This window comes from Microbacterium sp. gxy059, from assembly GCF_050958665.1.
Lineage (GTDB): Bacteria > Actinomycetota > Actinomycetes > Actinomycetales > Microbacteriaceae > Microbacterium.
In genome coordinates, this window is the sequence record NZ_JAMXWT010000018.1 from 1 (window position 1) to 15,974 (window position 15,974).

The 15,974-nt window shown below is 69.5% G+C and carries 18 protein-coding genes and 1 tRNA gene; 4 read left to right on the plus strand and 15 right to left on the minus strand.

The annotated features are described in order from the left end of the window. Nucleotides 1–55: 55 nt before the first annotated feature. The 3 genes from nusG to NHL53_RS10705 all read right to left on the minus strand — a co-directional run bounded on the left by nusG (nucleotide 56) and on the right by NHL53_RS10705 (nucleotide 1,392). Entirely contained in the window at nucleotides 56–1,018 is a 963-nt protein-coding gene (nusG, locus tag NHL53_RS10695; RefSeq protein ID WP_433776856.1) for a transcription termination/antitermination protein NusG, read from the minus strand. 10 nt (nucleotides 1,019–1,028) lie between these two features. Further along, complete coding sequence (gene secE / locus NHL53_RS10700; protein WP_433776857.1) at nucleotides 1,029–1,280, minus strand: preprotein translocase subunit SecE; 252 nt, start codon at nucleotides 1,278–1,280, stop codon at nucleotides 1,029–1,031. Nucleotides 1,281–1,319: 39 nt separating this feature from the next. Beyond that, nucleotides 1,320–1,392: transfer RNA gene (locus NHL53_RS10705), tRNA-Trp, on the minus strand. Between the two features lie 261 nt (nucleotides 1,393–1,653). Here NHL53_RS10705 and NHL53_RS10710 point away from each other — a divergent pair. The 4 genes from NHL53_RS10710 to NHL53_RS10725 all read left to right on the plus strand — a co-directional run bounded on the left by NHL53_RS10710 (nucleotide 1,654) and on the right by NHL53_RS10725 (nucleotide 6,031). After that, a complete protein-coding gene (locus NHL53_RS10710) occupies nucleotides 1,654–3,030 on the plus strand; it encodes an MmgE/PrpD family protein (RefSeq protein WP_433776858.1) in 1,377 nt (458 codons plus the stop codon). A 38-nt stretch (nucleotides 3,031–3,068) separates the two neighbouring features. Beyond that, complete coding sequence (locus tag NHL53_RS10715; RefSeq protein WP_433776859.1) at nucleotides 3,069–3,902, plus strand: phosphosulfolactate synthase; 834 nt, start codon at nucleotides 3,069–3,071, stop codon at nucleotides 3,900–3,902. An 81-nt stretch (nucleotides 3,903–3,983) separates the two neighbouring features. Next, nucleotides 3,984–4,754, plus strand: coding sequence for an L-threonylcarbamoyladenylate synthase (locus NHL53_RS10720; protein ID WP_433776860.1), 771 nt, complete (start codon nucleotides 3,984–3,986; stop codon nucleotides 4,752–4,754). A gap of 77 nt (nucleotides 4,755–4,831) precedes the next feature. After that, nucleotides 4,832–6,031, plus strand: coding sequence for a pyridoxal phosphate-dependent aminotransferase (locus NHL53_RS10725; protein WP_433776861.1), 1,200 nt, complete (start codon nucleotides 4,832–4,834; stop codon nucleotides 6,029–6,031). A gap of 67 nt (nucleotides 6,032–6,098) precedes the next feature. Here the strand turns inward: NHL53_RS10725 and NHL53_RS10730 are convergent, their stop codons facing one another. The 12 genes from NHL53_RS10730 to NHL53_RS10785 form a co-directional block, all read right to left on the minus strand. Beyond that, nucleotides 6,099–7,259, minus strand: coding sequence for a UDP-N-acetylmuramate dehydrogenase (locus tag NHL53_RS10730; RefSeq protein ID WP_433776862.1), 1,161 nt, complete (start codon nucleotides 7,257–7,259; stop codon nucleotides 6,099–6,101). After that, a complete protein-coding gene (locus tag NHL53_RS10735) occupies nucleotides 7,256–7,678 on the minus strand; it encodes a MaoC/PaaZ C-terminal domain-containing protein (protein WP_433776863.1) in 423 nt (140 codons plus the stop codon). Before NHL53_RS10735 ends, NHL53_RS10730 begins: the two co-directional genes overlap by 4 nt. 1 nt (nucleotide 7,679) lies before the next feature. Then, complete coding sequence (locus tag NHL53_RS10740; protein WP_433776864.1) at nucleotides 7,680–8,126, minus strand: FAS1-like dehydratase domain-containing protein; 447 nt, start codon at nucleotides 8,124–8,126, stop codon at nucleotides 7,680–7,682. Between the two features lies 1 nt (nucleotide 8,127). Beyond that, the gene (locus NHL53_RS10745) at nucleotides 8,128–8,931 is read right to left on the minus strand and encodes a sulfite exporter TauE/SafE family protein (protein ID WP_433776865.1); all 804 of its coding nucleotides are present in this window, start codon (nucleotides 8,929–8,931) and stop codon (nucleotides 8,128–8,130) included. A gap of 75 nt (nucleotides 8,932–9,006) precedes the next feature. Beyond that, the gene (locus tag NHL53_RS10750; protein ID WP_433776866.1) at nucleotides 9,007–9,267 is read right to left on the minus strand and encodes a hypothetical protein; all 261 of its coding nucleotides are present in this window, start codon (nucleotides 9,265–9,267) and stop codon (nucleotides 9,007–9,009) included. 319 nt (nucleotides 9,268–9,586) lie between these two features. Beyond that, nucleotides 9,587–10,318: a TetR/AcrR family transcriptional regulator gene (locus NHL53_RS10755; RefSeq protein WP_433776867.1), complete on the minus strand. Its 732-nt coding sequence runs from the start codon at nucleotides 10,316–10,318 to the stop codon at nucleotides 9,587–9,589. Nucleotides 10,319–10,399: 81 nt separating this feature from the next. Continuing rightward, entirely contained in the window at nucleotides 10,400–11,395 is a 996-nt protein-coding gene (locus NHL53_RS10760) for an ABC transporter substrate-binding protein (RefSeq protein ID WP_433776868.1), read from the minus strand. A 27-nt stretch (nucleotides 11,396–11,422) separates the two neighbouring features. Next, nucleotides 11,423–12,208: an ABC transporter ATP-binding protein gene (locus NHL53_RS10765; RefSeq protein WP_433776869.1), complete on the minus strand. Its 786-nt coding sequence runs from the start codon at nucleotides 12,206–12,208 to the stop codon at nucleotides 11,423–11,425. 113 nt (nucleotides 12,209–12,321) lie between these two features. Next, a complete protein-coding gene (locus NHL53_RS10770; protein WP_433776870.1) occupies nucleotides 12,322–13,116 on the minus strand; it encodes an ABC transporter permease in 795 nt (264 codons plus the stop codon). Then, nucleotides 13,113–13,925, minus strand: coding sequence for an ABC transporter permease (locus NHL53_RS10775; RefSeq protein ID WP_433776871.1), 813 nt, complete (start codon nucleotides 13,923–13,925; stop codon nucleotides 13,113–13,115). The genes NHL53_RS10770 and NHL53_RS10775 overlap by 4 nt, the downstream gene beginning before the upstream one ends. Then, nucleotides 13,922–15,064 (minus strand): FAD-dependent oxidoreductase, encoded by a 1,143-nt coding sequence (locus NHL53_RS10780; RefSeq protein WP_433776872.1) that lies wholly within the window; start codon nucleotides 15,062–15,064, stop codon nucleotides 13,922–13,924. Before NHL53_RS10780 ends, NHL53_RS10775 begins: the two co-directional genes overlap by 4 nt. Before the next feature lies 1 nt (nucleotide 15,065). Beyond that, complete coding sequence (locus NHL53_RS10785) at nucleotides 15,066–15,950, minus strand: NAD(P)-dependent oxidoreductase (RefSeq protein WP_433776873.1); 885 nt, start codon at nucleotides 15,948–15,950, stop codon at nucleotides 15,066–15,068. Between the last annotated feature and the right edge of the window lie 24 nt (nucleotides 15,951–15,974).

Sequence of the window (15,974 nt, forward strand, 5' to 3'; positions counted from 1 at the left end):
ACTACGACCACGGCGAGGTCGTCGACGTGGCCGCCTCCGCGCGATCGCTGTCGCGTCAGATCTTGGTGACCTGGTCGAACGAGAGCTCGACGGGGGTCTCGCGCTCGAAGAGCGAGACGAGCACCGTGAGCTTGCCGCTGGCGGCGTTGATCTCGCTGATCGACCCGGGAAGCCCGGCGAACGAGCCGTCCTTGATGGTGATGGTCTCGCCCACCTCGAAGTCGACCTCGGCCGGCATCGAGCGGCCGGACGTCGCGGCTTTCGCCTTCTCGTCGCCCGCGGCGGCCTTCTCGGCCTCCTTGAGCTCGGCGAGCGGCTTCAGCATGGTGAAGGCTTCTTCGAAACGCAGCGGCGTGGGGTTGTGGGCGTTGCCCACGAAGCCCGTGACACCCGGCGTGTGGCGCACGACCGACCAGGTGTCCTCGTTGAGCTCCATGCGCACGAGCACGTAGCCCGGGATGCGCACGCGCGTGACCATCTTGCGCTGGCCGTTCTTGATCTCGACGACGTCTTCCATCGGCACCTCGACCTGATAGATGTCGTCCTCGACCTCGAGCGTCGACTTGCGCTGCTCGATGTTGGCCTTGACCTTGCGCTCGAAGCCCGCGTACGAGTGGATCACGTACCACTTGCCCTCGAGCGAGCGCAGCTCGGCGCGGAAGGCCTCGTACGGGTCCTCCTCGGCGGGCTGCTCGTCGGCGGTCTCCGCCTCGGCGGCGACCTCCTCGGCCTGCTCGGCCGCGTCGTCGGCGAGGACCTCGGCGGCGGCCTCGACCTCGGCCGTCTCGTCGATGTTCAGTGCGTCGTTCACGATGGCGTCTGCCTCCGGATCCTGGATGGAGATGTCTTCGCTGTCGGCGAGAGCTCCGTCGTCGTCGACATGCATCGCCGAGTGCTCGGCGGCGTCGCTGGCGCGCTGCTCTTCCGAGAGCCGGCTGCCGGTCTGGGCCTCGTCGTCTTCGCTCGACTGCTCTGCCGAAGGGGCCCAGTCGGCGTCGTCGAGGTGCTTCTCAGACACGTGCTTCTCCTTAGCTGGGAACGCCGAACACGATGTCGATGACCCACGAGGAGACGGTGTCCAGCCCGAAGATGAGCGCCATCATGACGACGACGAACCCGAGCACGACGCTCGTGAACTTGACCAGCTCCTTGCGGGTCGGGGTGACGACCTTGCGGAGCTCGGCGATGACCTCGCGGAAGAAGATCACGATGCGCGCGAAGAAGTTCGGCTTCTTCGCCGCGCCCGCGGCGGCCGGGCCACCTGCTGCATCCTGAGCCAATTCGTCACCTTTCGTGGGTCAGCACATCGCGCTGACGCGCAGGGCGGACAGGAATCGAACCTGCAACCTGCGGTTTTGGAGACCGCTGCTCTGCCAATTGAGCTACCGCCCTAGAGACCCGGGGGTCTCTGCGCTGTTCGCAGCCCCTCTCCGCGACGGGCACGGCGAAAGAATGCAGCGAACAACGGCTCTATCGATCATACGGCATGCGACAGGAGGGCGCGAACCGGGCGGAGCCCCCGCGCATGTCGGATCGAGCCGCGCGCTCTCCGAAGAATCCGAAAAGTATCTTGACATCAAGATAAATCGGGTGTCTCGTGGGAGCCAAGCAAGGGCACCCTAAGTACGAGTGCGCGACCCGAGGAGGATCACGATGACCGAAGTGCAGCACCTCGCCCGGTTCGTCGCAGACGCGACGTTCGACGACATCAGCGACGAGGCGGTGGCGCAGCTCAAGATCCGCGTGCTCGACACCATCGGGGTGGCGATCGGGGCGCTCGACGCCGCGCCGATCGTCGCGATCGGCGGCCTCGTCGACGACCTCGGGGGCACGCCCATCTCGACGCTCATCGGCGGCGGGAAGACCTCGCCCGACCGCGCCGCCTTCTACAACAGCGCGCTCAGCCGCTACCTCGACTTCATGGACTCGTACCTCGCGAAGGGCGAGACCAACCACCCCTCCGACAACTTCGGCGCCGTCCTCGCCTCGGCGGAGTCCGTGAACGCGACGGGCGCCGAGCTGCTGACCGCGTTCGCGATCGCCTATCAGGTGCACGCGCGACTGTCCGACGTCGCGCCCGTGCGCGCCCAGGGGTTCGACCACACGACGCAGGGCGCCTACGCGGCCGCCGCCGCGAGCGCGAAGGCCCTGCGGCTCGACGTCGACCAGATCGCGAACGCCATCGCGATCTCGGGCACCGCGAACAACGCGCTCCGCGTGACGCGCACCGGCAGCCTCAGCCACGGGAAGGGCCTCGCCTACGCCCAGGTGTCGAACGAGGGCGTCTTCGCGGCGCTCCTCGCGATGCACGGCATCACCGGCCCCGGGGAGGTCTTCGAGGGCAACAAGGGCTTCAAGCACTCCATCGCCGGAGACTTCGAGATCGACTGGGCGGAGGAGGACCTCGAGCGCGTGCGCCTCAGCATCATCAAGAAGCACAACGCGGAGATCCACTCGCAGTCGGCCCTCGACGCCGCACAGGACGTGCGCGCGCAGGACGGCTTCGACCCGAGCCGGATCGCGCGGGTGCGGCTGCGCACCTTCGACGTCGCCCACGCGATCATCGGCGGCGGCGAGGAGGGAGACAAGCGCACGGTCCGCACGAAGGAGGAGGCCGACCACTCGCTGCCCTGGATGCTCGCCGTCGTTCTGCTCGACGGCGAGCTCTCCCCCGCCCAGTACGCGCCGGAGCGCATCGTCGCCGACGACGTGCAGGGCCTCATGCGGGTGGTCGAGATCGTCCCCGACGACGGCTTCTCGGCCCGCTTCCCCGCGGAGATGCCCGCCGACCTCGAGGTGACCCTCGACGACGGATCCGCGCTGCGAGCGGAGCGCAGCTCGTACGAGGGGTTCCACACGGATCCCCTGAGCTGGGAGGGAGCACGCCGCAAGTTCGACGCGCTCTCCGCGCCCTTCGCCGACCAGGCCCTGCGCGACGAGATCGTCGGGCTCGTGGAGAACCTCGAGAACGAGACGGTCGGCGCCCTCACCGCCGCCCTCGCCCGCGTCTCGAGCATCCGCCGGAGCTGACCCCCACCAGAAGAGAGATAGAGAGAAGAGGACCCCTCATGACGAACGCCGTCCCGCACGACGTCTCCTTCAACTTCGTCCCCCGGGCTCACCGGCCGGCGAAGCCGCGCACCTTCGGGATCACCGAGATCCGCGCACCTTACTACGACACCTTCGGCACCCGCCGTCTTCAGGACGTCTTCGACGTCGCCGGCCCCTGGGTCGACGGCATCAAGTGGGCGGGCGGATCCTTCGCGCTCCTGCCCGCCGAGCAGGTGCGCGCGTTCAGCGACATCGCCCACGAGCACGGCTCGTACGTGTCCTCCGGCGGCTGGATCGAGACGGTCCTCCGCTACGGGGACGACGCCGTCGACCACTACCTCCGCGAGGCGAAGGAGGTCGGCTTCGACGTCATCGAGATCTCGACGGGCTTCATCATGCTCAACACCTCGGGCCTGCTGCGCCTCGTCGACAAGGTCGTGAAGGCCGGTCTCAAGGCCAAGCCCGAGCTCGGCATCCAGATCGGATCCGGCGGCGACTCGAGCGAGGAGGAGCTCGCGTCGGAGGCGAAGAAGGACGTCGGCGACCTCATCGACCGCGGCCGGCGCGCCCTCGACGCCGGCGCCTCGATCATCATGATCGAGTCGGAGGGGATCACGGAGAACGTCCGCGACTGGAACACGGGAGCCGCCTCGATCATCAACGGCTTCGGTCTCGAGAACGTGATGTTCGAGGCCGCCGACGGGCCGGTGTTCGAGTGGTACGTGAAGAACTACGGCAACGGGGTGAACTTCTTCGTCGACCACAGCCAGATCCTGCAGCTCGAGGGGCTGCGGCAGAACATCTGGGGCAACAAGAGCACCTGGGGCCGGGTCATCAACCCCGCGCCGTGAGCACCGAGGGGAGGGCGCCCCGCCCTCCCCTCGACCCCGCGCGCCGTCGCGCCGCGACTTCGAGAACGAAGACGAAGGACCATGAGCACCCACATCCCCTGGAGCGGCGATCTCGCCGCCGACGCCGTCGACATCCTCCGAACGGACGGCGGCATGATCGTCAGCCCGACGAAGGTCGGCTACATCGTGATGGTCTCGGACCGCGACGGCCTCGAGCGCAAGTTCGCGGCCAAGAGCCGCAGGCGATCGAAGCCGGCCGTCGTGCTGTGCGGATCACTCGATGAGCTGCGCACGCTCGCGCGGCTCACCCCCGAGATCGACGAGTTCTTCCAGCGTCACTGGGACGACGACATCCTGCTCGGATGCATCCTCCCCTGGTCCGACACCGGCCTCGCCCTCCTCGACGACGACGCGCGGGAGCTCGCGACCGATGCCCGCGGCACGAGCTGCTTCGTCGCCCGCTTCGGCGCGCCGGGCGAGCAGATCGCCCGGGCGCTGTGGGATGAGCGGCGGATCGTCTTCGCCAGCTCCGCGAACCCCTCGGGGCTCGGCAATCGCGGCCTCGTCTCGGGGATCGGAGACGCGATCGACGACGCGGCCGACCTCGTCATCGACGCCGACGACTACGTGCGCTCCGTGCAGCCGGACGCCTCGCCCGAGACCCGCTACGAGCAGGGCGTGATGGTCTCGTTCGTCGACGCCGAGGGACGGCTGGTGTCCGAGCAGCGCGGCGAGCGCTCGGTCACTCCCGCACCCGTCGTGATCCGCGCGGGCCTCGACATCGACCGGATCATGTCGCACCTCGCCCGTTCGTTCCCCAGCTGGGACTTCCGACACGGAGAGTGCTACTGAACGCCGGCGCGGATCCCTCGGGAACGGCTCACGACGGATCCGCGGCACCGGGGGCCGCGCGACGCTACCCTGGTGGCGTGACTGAACGCGCACCGCTCTCCGACAAGATCTCCGCCATCGCCGAGTCGGCGACCCTGAAGGTCGACGCGAAGGCCAAGGCCCTCAAGGCGGAGGGGCGCCCCGTGATCTCGTTCGCGGCGGGCGAGCCCGACTTCGCCACGCCGCAGACGGCCGTCGACGCGGCGCGCGCGGCGCTCGACGACCCCGCGAACTTCCGCTACTCGCCCGCCGCGGGGCTGCCCGCCCTCAAGCAGGCCATCGCGGAGAAGACGGCGCGCGACTCGGGGCTCGAGGTGCAGCCGAACCAGATCGTCGTCACCAACGGCGGCAAGCAGGCCGTCTACCAGGCGTTCCAGGTCGTGCTGAACCCGGGCGACGAGGTGCTGCTGCCCGCCCCGTACTGGACCACGTACCCCGAGGCGATCCAGCTCGCCGACGGCGTGCCCGTGCCCGTGTTCGCCGGCGCCGAGCAGAGCTACCGCGTCACCGTCGAGCAGCTCGAGGCGGCCCGCACCGAGAAGACGAAGGCGATCGTGTTCGTGTCGCCGTCGAACCCCACAGGCGCCGTCTACACGCCGGAGGAGACCGCGGCCATCGGCCGCTGGGCCGTCGAGCACGGCATCTGGATCCTCACCGACGAGATCTACCAGAACCTCACCTACGACGGCGTGCGCGCCGTGTCGATCGTCGAGGCCGTTCCCGAGGCCGCCGCGCAGACGATCCTGCTCAACGGCGTCGCGAAGACCTACGCCATGACGGGCTGGCGCGTGGGCTGGATGGTCGGCCCCGCCGACGCCATGAAGCTCGCCGCCAACCTGCAGTCGCACCTCACGAGCAACGTCAACAACGTGGCCCAGCGCGCGGCCGCCGCCGCGCTCACCGGCCCTCAGGACGACGCCGAGGCGTTCCGCGAGGCGTTCGATCGCCGCCGGCGGCTCATCGTCGCGGAGCTGCAGAAGATCGACGGCGTGACGGTCCCGACGCCCGAGGGCGCCTTCTACGTCTACCCCGACGTGCGGGGGCTGCTCGGCCGCGAGTGGCGCGGTCGCCGCGTGGAGACCTCGCTCGAGCTCGCCGACCTCATCCTCGACGAGGCGGAGGTCGCCGTCGTGCCCGGCGAGGCCTTCGGCCCCAGCGGCTACCTGCGCCTGTCGTACGCGCTCGGCGATGACCAGCTCCTCGAGGGCGTCCGGCGCCTGCAGCAGCTGTTCGCCTGACGACCCGCCGACGAACGAGAGGCGCCCGCCCGGGGATCCGGACGGGCGCCTCTCGCGTGCGGGCGCGCTACAGCTCGACCCCCACGAACACCGGCTCCGGGTTCAGCTCCAGCCCGTACTCGGCGGCGACGCGGGCCCGGACGAAGCGCGCCAGCTGACCGATCTCGGCGGCAGACGCCCCTCCGCGGTTCGTGAGCGCGAGCGTGTGCTTCGTCGAGAGGGTCGCGCGCGAACCCGGCAGGCCGAAGCCCTTCGTCAGCCCCGCCTGCTCGATGAGCCACGCGGCGCTCACCTTCACCCGGCTGGGCGCGGTGCTGACCGGCGCGAGCGTGCCGTCCCAGGTCGCGAGCGGGATCACCTGCACGGGGTCCTCGTCGGGGTCGACCGGCCAGCGCGGGCACCCCTCGGGCAGCTCGCGCGCGATCTCGGCCGCGATGATCGGGTTGTTGAAGAACGACCCCGCGCTGCGAGTGTCCGGATCCGAGGGGTCGAGCACCATGCCCTTGGACGCGCGGATCTCGAGCACGGTGCGCCGGATCCACGACAGCGAGACCGCGCCCGAGCCGTCCTCGCCCGCGCTGCGCGCGCCGTCGAGGCCGAGCGCCTGACGCAGGCGCGGATCCTCCAGGGGGCGCGGATCCGTGCCGGCGCGTGCGAGGTCGAGCGTGATGCCGAGCACGACGGCGCTGCGCGCGGGCGCCGACCCGTAGTGCCGCTTGAGGTCGGAGGTGCGCGGACCGAGCCCGAGCTCGGAGGCCGCCACCTCGCGCGCCTCGCCCGTCGACTCGTCGAGGAGATCGACCGAGACGAGGGTCTGCACGATCTCCTGGCCGTAGGCGCCGACGTTCTGGATCGGCGCGGCGCCGGCTGTTCCCGGGATGCCGCTCATCGCCTCGACGCCTGCGAGCCCCTGCTCGACCGTCCACGCGACGAACGCATCCCAGTTCTGTCCGGCCTCGATGCGCACGCGCTGGAAGCCCTCCGGCGCGCCGTCCACGGGCGAGAACCCGGTGGTGAGGATCCGCACGACCGTGCCGTCGAACGGCTCGTCGCCCGCGAGCAGGTTCGAGCCGCCGCCGAGCACGAGCCAGTCGTCGCCCGACGCCCACACGTCGCGCAGCGCCTGGACGAGCTCGTCGCGCGAGGCCGCGTCCACCATGCGGCGCGGGGCGGCGCCGACCCCGATGGTGGTGAGCTCGGCGAGCAGGATCGGGTCGATCTCGGTCACGCCGCCTCCGCCTGGACGACGACCTGCGCCTTGCCGAGCACCTTCGTCTCGCCGTGGGCGACCGTCAGGTCGATGCGCGCCGATCCGTCGTCGTTCACGGCGCCCACCGTCGCGGTCACCGACACGTCGGCGCCCTCCTCGGGATCCACGACGACGGGCTTCGTGAACCGCACCGTGTACGAGGCGATCCGGCCCGCGTCGCCGATCCACTCGGTGACGACCGATGCGCCGATGCCCATCGTGAGCATGCCGTGGGCGAGCACGCCCGGCAGGCCGACCCGCTCGGCGACGTCGTCGCGATAGTGGATCGGGTTGAAGTCGCCCGACGCGCCCGCGTAGCGCACGAGCGACTCGCGGGTGAGGTGCACGGTGCGGGTGGCGACGACGTCGCCCTTCGCGAGGTCTGCGAGAGAGGTCATGTCAGTCCTCCGATCCGATGAGCAGGGTCGAGACGGTGGTGACGACGGGAGAGCCGTCGGCGTCGACGACGTCGGTCTCGCTCGTGACCATCGCGCCGTCGCCCATGGCCCGCACGCGCGTGACGCGCAGCCGGCCCGTGAGCTCGTCGCCCGCGACGATCGGCCGCGTGTACCGGAACGTCTGGTCGACGTGCAGCGCGCGCTCGAGCACGACCCCCGTGGTGGGATCCCCGAGCAGCTGCTGCAGGGTGAGGTCGGCGATGACCATGGCGAACGTCGGCGGCGCGACGACGTCGGCGTAGCCGGCGGCGCGGGCCGCGTCGACGTCGACGTGCTGCGGGGCGTCCGCGAACACGGCGCGCGCGAACTCGCGCACCTTCTCGCGCCCCACGAGGTACGGGGGCGTCGGCGGGAACTCGCGGGAGGCGAGATCGGGATCGACGGACATGTCAGTCCTCCTTCTTCTTGCGCGACGCCCTGATGGCCTTCTGCGCCATCTGCGCCGCGATCACGACCAGGAAGCAGACGAACAGGATGTTCGCGAGGAACGGATCCACGACGCCCGCGACGATCGCGCCGAGCGGGGTCGTGACGACGGTCGCGAGGGCGACGACGCCCGCCGCGACGACGTCGATGTTGCGGTTCTTCGCGTTGCGCCACGCCCCCGAGAGGGTCGTGGGGATCATCATGAGCAGCGAGGTGCCCTTCGCGACGAGGTCGCTGGATCCGAACGCGAGGATGAGCACCGGCACGACGATGACGCCGCCGCCCACGCCGATGAGGCCCGACAGGATGCCCGTGACGACGCCGACCGCGACGAGGGCGACGCCCGTCCACACGGTGATGTCGACGCCCGCCGAGCGGTCGGGGACGATGAAGAACAGGCTCGCCATGACGACGACGAGGAAGCCGACGAACACCCAGCGCACGACGGACTCGCTGAGGCGGTGCAGCAGCTGGGCGCCGAGCGGAGCGCCGACGACGCCGCCGATCGCGAGGAGGAGCGCCGCGAGCCAGTCGACCTGGCCGTGCGCCGCATAGCTGATGACGCCGACCGCGGCGGTGAGCACGATCGACGCGCCGGAGGTGCCGGAGGCGAGCTTCTGGCCGAAGAGCGCGAACGTCATGAGCAGCGGCACGATGACGGTGCCTCCGCCCACGCCGAACAGCCCCGACATGAAGCCCGAGACGAGGCCGATGGCCAGGAAGACGACGAGGGCTCGCGGGCCGCGGGCCTTGAGCGCCGAGATCATGCGCGAATCACCCGCCCCACCTTACTCCGCGCGCCGGGGCGGGTCGGGGCGGCGCAGGCTCGCGGAGCGGGCGCGTCAGGGCGCGGAGGTCCAGGAGGCGTGCACGGCGCGCCTGTCCTCGACCCGCTCCGTCGCGTAGAACGCGAGGCCGCGCACGACGAGGAACACGGCGGCGCCGAGCGCGGCGATGCCGGCGCCCAGGACGGGAGCGGAGACGGAGCCAGGCACAGCGGCCTCGTCGGCCAGCAGCCCCGCCTCGAAGGAGAAGACCGCGCAGACGATCGTCAGAGCCAGCGCTCCGGCGGAGAACAGGAAGAGCGACGTGCTCCGTTGCATGGGTGCTCCCTTTCAGATCGCCTCGGCGCGACCGTCCCGCATATTGTGCCGGGTGGATCGCGATCGCACCAGTGCCCCGACGATAGCGGGTCGCAGATGTCCGGCGTGTGACGCGGGCGATCCCCTGGGGCTGGCCGGCTGATCGGCGCCGCCGCCGATCCGCGTCCCCGCGCGCCTCGCGGCCGAATGTATGGATCCGCTCCGAGTCGGCGCGCCGGGCGGGTCGCGGCGCCGCGCACTCGCTGGTCAGGACAGCGGCAGAGGGACCTCCCCGGAACCCGGGCGATACCGGAACCCGGGCGATACCGGAGCCCGGGCATCACTCCCGTGCGATGCCCGCGTCAGCTGTGTCGACCACGGCGCGTACGCCGCCGATCCCCGCCTTCGCCTCTTCCCGAACGCTCGCCAGCGCATCCGCGTCGGCGAGCGCAGCCCGCACCGACAGGCTCGCGGCCGCAGCGGCGTACTCGTGGATGTCCGACCGGTGCGGGCCGCTCACGTGGAACCGATGCTGGCTGCCCTCGTTGAGGCTCAGCGCCGCCCGGACGAACTCCGCGACGGGGACGTCGTTCCGCAGCTCACCCGACGCCACACCGTCCTCGACGATGCTCGTCAATCCGTTGAAGAGCTCCTCGTAGTCCTCCTGGAAACCCGAGAAGACAGCGGGCTGCTGCTTCGCCGCCTCTTCGAGGTCGTAGAAGTTCAGGGGTGCGGAGCACATCTGCACGACGTCCCGATACAGCACGATGTACAGGCGGACGGCCGCCGGCCCTGTGCCCCCCGCAAGCCGTCTGGCTGCCGCCAGCGACACGCGATTCTGGTCCATGATCGCGCGGAGGATGTCATCCTTCGAACGGAACCAGTAGTACAAGGACGATTGGCGCAAGCCCGCCGCACGCGCGATGCCCGTCATGCTGGTGGCGCTGAAGCCCTCCGCGGCGAACAGGTCCGCCGCGACCGCGAGGATGTCTGCTCTCGGATCATCCGTCACCACGCCGCTCCTGCGCGGGCGACCGCCGAACGTCGCGGTTCTCCCCATGCCGTCGATCATATCGTTCGCGATGAAATGCCCGTCGCCTTGGTATTGTGGGAGCCTCCTCCGCCAGATGCGGCGAAGGAGGCTCCCACCGTCTCATTCCCCATCGATGAAGAGCGCCTCGTAGTCCTCGGGCTCGCCATCGATGACCTCGTATTCGGCGGCCGCCGATCCGTATTCCTGAAGACCCTCGACGTCGCGCTCGACCGGAAACTTGGGGAGGTTCACCTCGGCGATCAGATCGAGGTCGTAGCCCATCTCCTCCGCAGCGATCCTCCGGACGTCGTCGGGGTTCTCCTCCGAGAATTCGTTGACCTCGGCGAGCGCATCGCGGAATGCCTTCACGACTTCCGGATTCTCCTCCGCGTACTGCTGCGAGGTCGAGTAATAGCCGGAGACCACGTCGGGGAAGGACTCGACGCCCGGGCCGAGGATCTGCGTCCATCCCTTCTGCAGGCCCGGTGTGCGATCCGGCTCCGAGACCCAGATCGCGTCGACGTCCCCGCGTTCGAGCGCCTCGCCCATGTCCGAGAAGGGGATCTGCGTCCATGTCAGCCCGGAGTGATCGACGCCCAGCTTGTCGAGCGCGCGGCGGATCTCCACCTCGCCGATGTTCTTCAGGGTGTTGACCGCGATGTTCGCCCCTTCGAGGTCCTCCGGCGTCTCGATCCCGCTGTCGGGCAGGACGAGCACGCCGTGATCGTCCTCGTCGGGTTCGCAGCACGGCGCCCACGACGCCTGCACGAACCGGAGCGGGAGCCCCTCGTCGATCGCGGCCAGCTGACTGACCACGTTCGAGTAGCCGAACTGATTCTCTCCGCTGAGCACGCTCGGGATCACAGCCGCCCCTCCGTCGGCGAAGTTCACCTCGACATTCAGCCCATGCTCTTCGAAGATCCCCTCCTCGATCCCGACGAACAGGGGCGCGCTGAGGATGGCGGGGATCGTGCCGACCTTGACGTCGACGAGCTCTCCGCCCTCTCCTGGCGAAGCGGACTCTTCGCCGCCGCCGCTGCTGCAGCCAGCGAGAAGAAGCACGGATGCGGCGAGCGCGCCGATGACGGTGCCGGCGCGCGACGTTCGAATGTTCATCGTTCTCTCCAGTTCTCGGTGTGGTGTTCAGGCGCTGGCGAGCGCGGAGTCGCGGACCATCGCCCGGATGCGCCCGAAGACATGCGCGCGGAGTTCTGCGAACTCCGGGAGCGACTTCGTCGTGATCTGATCTCGCGGGTGAGGGAGGGGGATGTCGACGATCTCGGCGACTCGGCTCGGAGAACGCGTGACGATCGCGACGCGGTCGCTGAGATAGACGGACTCGTCGACGTCGTGGGTGACGAAGACGACCGTCGTGCCCGTCTCCTCGCGCACGCGGAGCAGGAGGTCCTCGAGGTCCGAGCGCGTCTGCGCGTCGACCGATGCGAACGGCTCATCCATGACGAGGACGCGCGGGCGGTAGGCGATGGCACGTGCGATCGCCACCCGCTGCTGCATCCCGCCCGACAGCTGGAAGGGCTTCTTCTCTCCGGCGCCAGCCAGCCCGACTTCCTCGAGCGCCCTGGCGACCCTCTCCTTGCGTTCCGCCGGTTCGCTGCCCTTCTTCATCAGCGGCAGCTCGACGTTCTTCGCCACCGTGATCCAGGGCATGAGGGAACGCGCGTAGTCCTGGAAGACGACCGCGAAATCCCGGGGCGGGCCCGCGACGTCCTCCCCGTCGAAGACCACGGATCCTCCCGTGGCGTCGTCCAGCCCGGCGATGCACCTGAGGAGGGTCGTCTTCCCCGCGCCGGAGGGGCCCACGATGGTGAACATCTCCCCTTCATTGACGGTGAAGGACATCCCGGAGACAGCAGTGAAGCCCCCGTTCTTGCCCGGATATGTCTTCTCGAGATCGGAGATGACGAGCATGGTCGATACCTTTCCGCATCTGTTTTCGATGCATTATCGAAACTTTAAATGCAGCACGTTCCCGGTGAACGTCCGCGGTGCTACGAACAGGTTTCATCTCGGCGAGATGGGAATCACGCTCCCCCGTGCTGCCCGAGAGGGTCGCTCCACCGGAGGAGACGACGCTCGACAAGGGAATAGAGGAAGGTCAGGAGGAATCCGAGCAGACCGAGCACGAGGATCCCCGACCACATCGTGAGCAGCTTGAAGGTCGCCTGGGCCTGGGTGATGACGAAACCCAGCCCCTGATGGACGCCCACCATCTCGCTGGTGACCATGAGGATGAGGCTGAGCGGGATCGCGAGGCGGATCCCGACGAGGATCCGGGGAAGCACCGAGGGAAGGACGACGTAGAGCTGCTTCTGCATCCCGGCGATGTGGAACGTGCGCGCCGACGCACGCAGCGTGCTGTCGATCCTCCTCGCGCCATCAGCGGTGTTCAGCAGGATCGGCCACACGCAGCCGAGTGCGATCAGGAAGATCTTCATCTCGCTGCTCACGCCGAACAGCATCATCGCGAACGGCAACAGCGCCGTGGCGGGGATCGCGCGCACGAACTCGAGCGTCGGAGAGACCGTGCGCTCGACGAGAGCGGACTGGCCGACGGCCAGACCCAGGACGATTCCGCAGAGGACCGCGATCCCGAGGCCGGCGCCGAGGGTGCGCAGGCTCGCGCCGATGTGCCCGATCCCCTCCGGAGACGTCCACGTGGACCACGCCTCGGCGAGGATCGCCTCGAGGGGCGGGAAGTAGGGGTTCTCGCTGCCTCGGGAGAGCAGGAACCACGCGGCGATGGCGCCGACGGCCCCGATGAACGAGAGGATCGCCCGGGATCGTCGCCCTTCGAGCGCGGTCAGGATCCGTCTCATCGTTCCTCCTGGAGTCCATGGGTGGCGAAGAGCCGCTTCTCGACCCGTCGGACCACGGTGTTGAGCACGATCCCGGCGACGCCGCTGAGCATGATGTAGGCGTACATCCGCGGCGGGTTCCCCGTGGTCCGCGACATCGTGATCTCCGACCCGATTCCGGGCATCTGGATGATGATCTCGGCGGTGACGACGAGGATGAGCGAGGTCGACGTGGCCAGTCGCGTCGCGGTCGCGAGGTGCGGGAGCATGGCTGGCAGCCGGATCCACCGCACCCGCTGCCAGGCGGTGAAGCTGTAGGACCGCGCGGTGTCGAGCGCCGTCGGGTGCACGGCGCGCACGCCGGCGATCGCGGGGATGAGGACCTGCCAGAAGGCCGCGAAGACCGCCAGGAACAGCGCGCCCTCGGAGCCGGTTCCGAGGGTGAGGACGACGAGAGGGATCAGCGCGACCGACGGCACGGGGCGGAGGAACTCGATCGCGGGGCGAAGCAGCGCTTCCAGCGGGACGACGAGCCCGAGGATCACGCCGCACACCGTCCCCAGCACGAGGGCCGTGACCAGCGCCATGAGCCACGTCGTGAGGGTCGAGAAGAGCGCTCCGTACAGCGTCGAACCGGTGAGCTCCGCAGCCAGTGCGGCCAGCGTCGCAGAGACGGGCGGGAAGTAGCCGGCTGGCAGGATCCCGCCGCGGGTGAGCAGCTCCTGCAGCACGAGCACGATCAGGATGAAGCCGATGGGCAGGAGGATCCGCCCCGGGACCCTCATCGCGCGGGTTCCCCTGGTCGCGACGGCGATGGCAGTGGTCGTCACGACTCGAACTCCAGATACCGGTCGATCTGCAGGTTGCTCCCCGCCGTGCGGTACTCCTCGCGTGTGCGCTCGAAGTCGAAGTGGAGCCGCGAGTACTCGACCATCTTGTTCGTGACGGGGATCCGCTCGCGCTCGAACGCCTGCAGCGCTCCCGGAACGTCCGACGCGGACTCCAGGTGCGCGGCAAGCGCCTGGCCGTCGATGAGCGCTTGGTTCGCGCCCTGGGCCATTCCCGGATACATCGGGTGAGCCGAGTCGCCGATGAGGGTGACGCGACCGTCGACCCACCGCGAGAGGTGCTGGCGGTAGTGAGCGATCTCGCGCCCGATGATCGTGTCGGGCTCGCTGCTCGCGATGATGGCGGGGACCGGGGTGTTCGTCCAGGTGCCGCAGATCCCCGAGAACGCCTCGACATCGGATACTCCCCCGAGCGTGCCGTACCAGTAGGCGTGCGTCGCGTCGATCGGGATCCACCCGAAGTGCCCCTCGGCCCCGAACACGTCAGCCTGCACGTCGTTCGGGACCCCGGCCGCTGCGCATTCGAAGACGCCGCGCCAGCGGACGACGCCCCGCTCGGTGAACTCAGGAGGCCCGCCCCGCATCGCGTTGCGGATCCTGGATCCGATGCCGTCGGCCCCGAGAAGGACATCTCCCGTCTCGCTGCTTCCGTCTGCGAAGTGAACGGTGACGTCGTCGGGGGTCTGGCTGTATCCGACGGCGTTCATGTCGTAGACGATGTCGCCGGGGTCGAGCGCTCCCGCGAGCATCGCGTTGAGCCGGCGCCGACGCGCGCCGGTGATCGGGGCGCCCAGTTCGGTCTCCCACCCGCTGACGTCGATGTCCGCGTCGACCGTGCCGTCGCTGTCCAGCGCCCACCATCTGCGCATAGAGGCGGCGAATGAGAAGAACTCGTCTCCGAGCCCGAGCTCGTCGATCACCCGGACCCCGTTCGGCCAGATGTTCAGCCCGACGCCCGCCGTCCGCAGCTCCGACTCCTTCTCGAACAGGCGCACGCGCCAGCCCTTCTTCTTCAGGGAGAGCGCGGACGACAGCCCCGCGACCCCTCCTCCGCAGATCAGTGCGGTGCGCATCATCGTTCCCTTCGTCTCTGCGTGCTGCGTCGTCGAGCCGGTGCTCATGTCAGTGCCCATCGGCCGGGATCGCGCTGAGCCGTTCGACAGCCTTGATCAGCGCGGCGTGGTCCTCGCCGCCTTCTCCCGCAGCGCGCAGCGCCACGACGAGCTGGGCGACGACGCCCGTGACCGGCGCGGCGATGCCGGCCTGATCGGCGGCGGCGAGAGCGATGCGCAGGTCTTTGTAGTGGAGGTCGATCCGGAAGCCCGGCGCGAAGTCACGCTCGAGCATCTTGGATGCCTTCGTCTCGAGCACACGGCTCGAGGCGAGGCCTCCGCCGAGCACCTCGAGGGCCGCGGGCACATCGACTTCCGCGCGCCCGAGCAGTGAGAGCGCCTCGCCGACGAGCGCGATGTTGCCGGCGACGATCATCTGGTTGGCGGCCTTCACCAGCTGCCCCGATCCGACCGGCCCGACGTGCGCGGCAGCGGCGGCGACGGGCTCCAGGACCTGCAGCGCCAGCTCCACGGCGCGGCTCTCGCCTCCGAGCATCACGGCGAGGTTCCCGCCGATCGCCCCGGTCTCGCCCCCGCTGACGGGAGCGTCGACGAACAGCACCCCGCGTTCAGCGAGCCGCGCGCCGATTCGGGTGGCCGCCTCAGGCGCGATCGTGCTGCAGTCGATCACGAGGGAACCCGCGGGCAGGGATCCGGACGCGCCGTCCTCGCCGAAGAGCACCTCCTCGACCTCCGGGGAATCCGGCAGCATGGTGATGACGACGTCGACGTCGCTCATGTCGCGCGGCGCGTCGACCCAGACCGCGCCGGCCGCGACCAGCTCATCGGCCTTCTCCTGCGAACGCGTATGGACAGTCAGGTCGTGGCCGGCGCGCAGCAGATGTCCCGCCATGGGCCCGCCCATGACGCCCAGCCCGATGAATCCGATCTTCATGTTCCTTCTCCTTCGCTCGGGGGC

Bases quoted from the DNA above. Each gene is read 5' to 3' on its own strand.
- NHL53_RS10710 (WP_433776858.1), top strand. From the start codon at position 1,654: ATGACCGAAGTGCAGCACCTCGCCCGGTTCGTCGCAGACGCGACGTTC.
- NHL53_RS10715 (WP_433776859.1), top strand. From the start codon at position 3,069: ATGACGAACGCCGTCCCGCACGACGTCTCCTTCAACTTCGTCCCCCGG.
- NHL53_RS10720 (WP_433776860.1), top strand. From the start codon at position 3,984: ATGAGCACCCACATCCCCTGGAGCGGCGATCTCGCCGCCGACGCCGTC.
- NHL53_RS10735 (WP_433776863.1), bottom strand. From the start codon at position 7,678: ATGACCTCTCTCGCAGACCTCGCGAAGGGCGACGTCGTCGCCACCCGC.
- NHL53_RS10740 (WP_433776864.1), bottom strand. From the start codon at position 8,126: ATGTCCGTCGATCCCGATCTCGCCTCCCGCGAGTTCCCGCCGACGCCC.
- NHL53_RS10745 (WP_433776865.1), bottom strand. From the start codon at position 8,931: ATGATCTCGGCGCTCAAGGCCCGCGGCCCGCGAGCCCTCGTCGTCTTC.
- NHL53_RS10750 (WP_433776866.1), bottom strand. From the start codon at position 9,267: ATGCAACGGAGCACGTCGCTCTTCCTGTTCTCCGCCGGAGCGCTGGCT.
- NHL53_RS10755 (WP_433776867.1), bottom strand. From the start codon at position 10,318: ATGATCGACGGCATGGGGAGAACCGCGACGTTCGGCGGTCGCCCGCGC.
- NHL53_RS10760 (WP_433776868.1), bottom strand. From the start codon at position 11,395: ATGAACATTCGAACGTCGCGCGCCGGCACCGTCATCGGCGCGCTCGCC.
- NHL53_RS10765 (WP_433776869.1), bottom strand. From the start codon at position 12,208: ATGCTCGTCATCTCCGATCTCGAGAAGACATATCCGGGCAAGAACGGG.
- NHL53_RS10770 (WP_433776870.1), bottom strand. From the start codon at position 13,116: ATGAGACGGATCCTGACCGCGCTCGAAGGGCGACGATCCCGGGCGATC.
- NHL53_RS10780 (WP_433776872.1), bottom strand. From the start codon at position 15,064: ATGAGCACCGGCTCGACGACGCAGCACGCAGAGACGAAGGGAACGATG.
- NHL53_RS10785 (WP_433776873.1), bottom strand. From the start codon at position 15,950: ATGAAGATCGGATTCATCGGGCTGGGCGTCATGGGCGGGCCCATGGCG.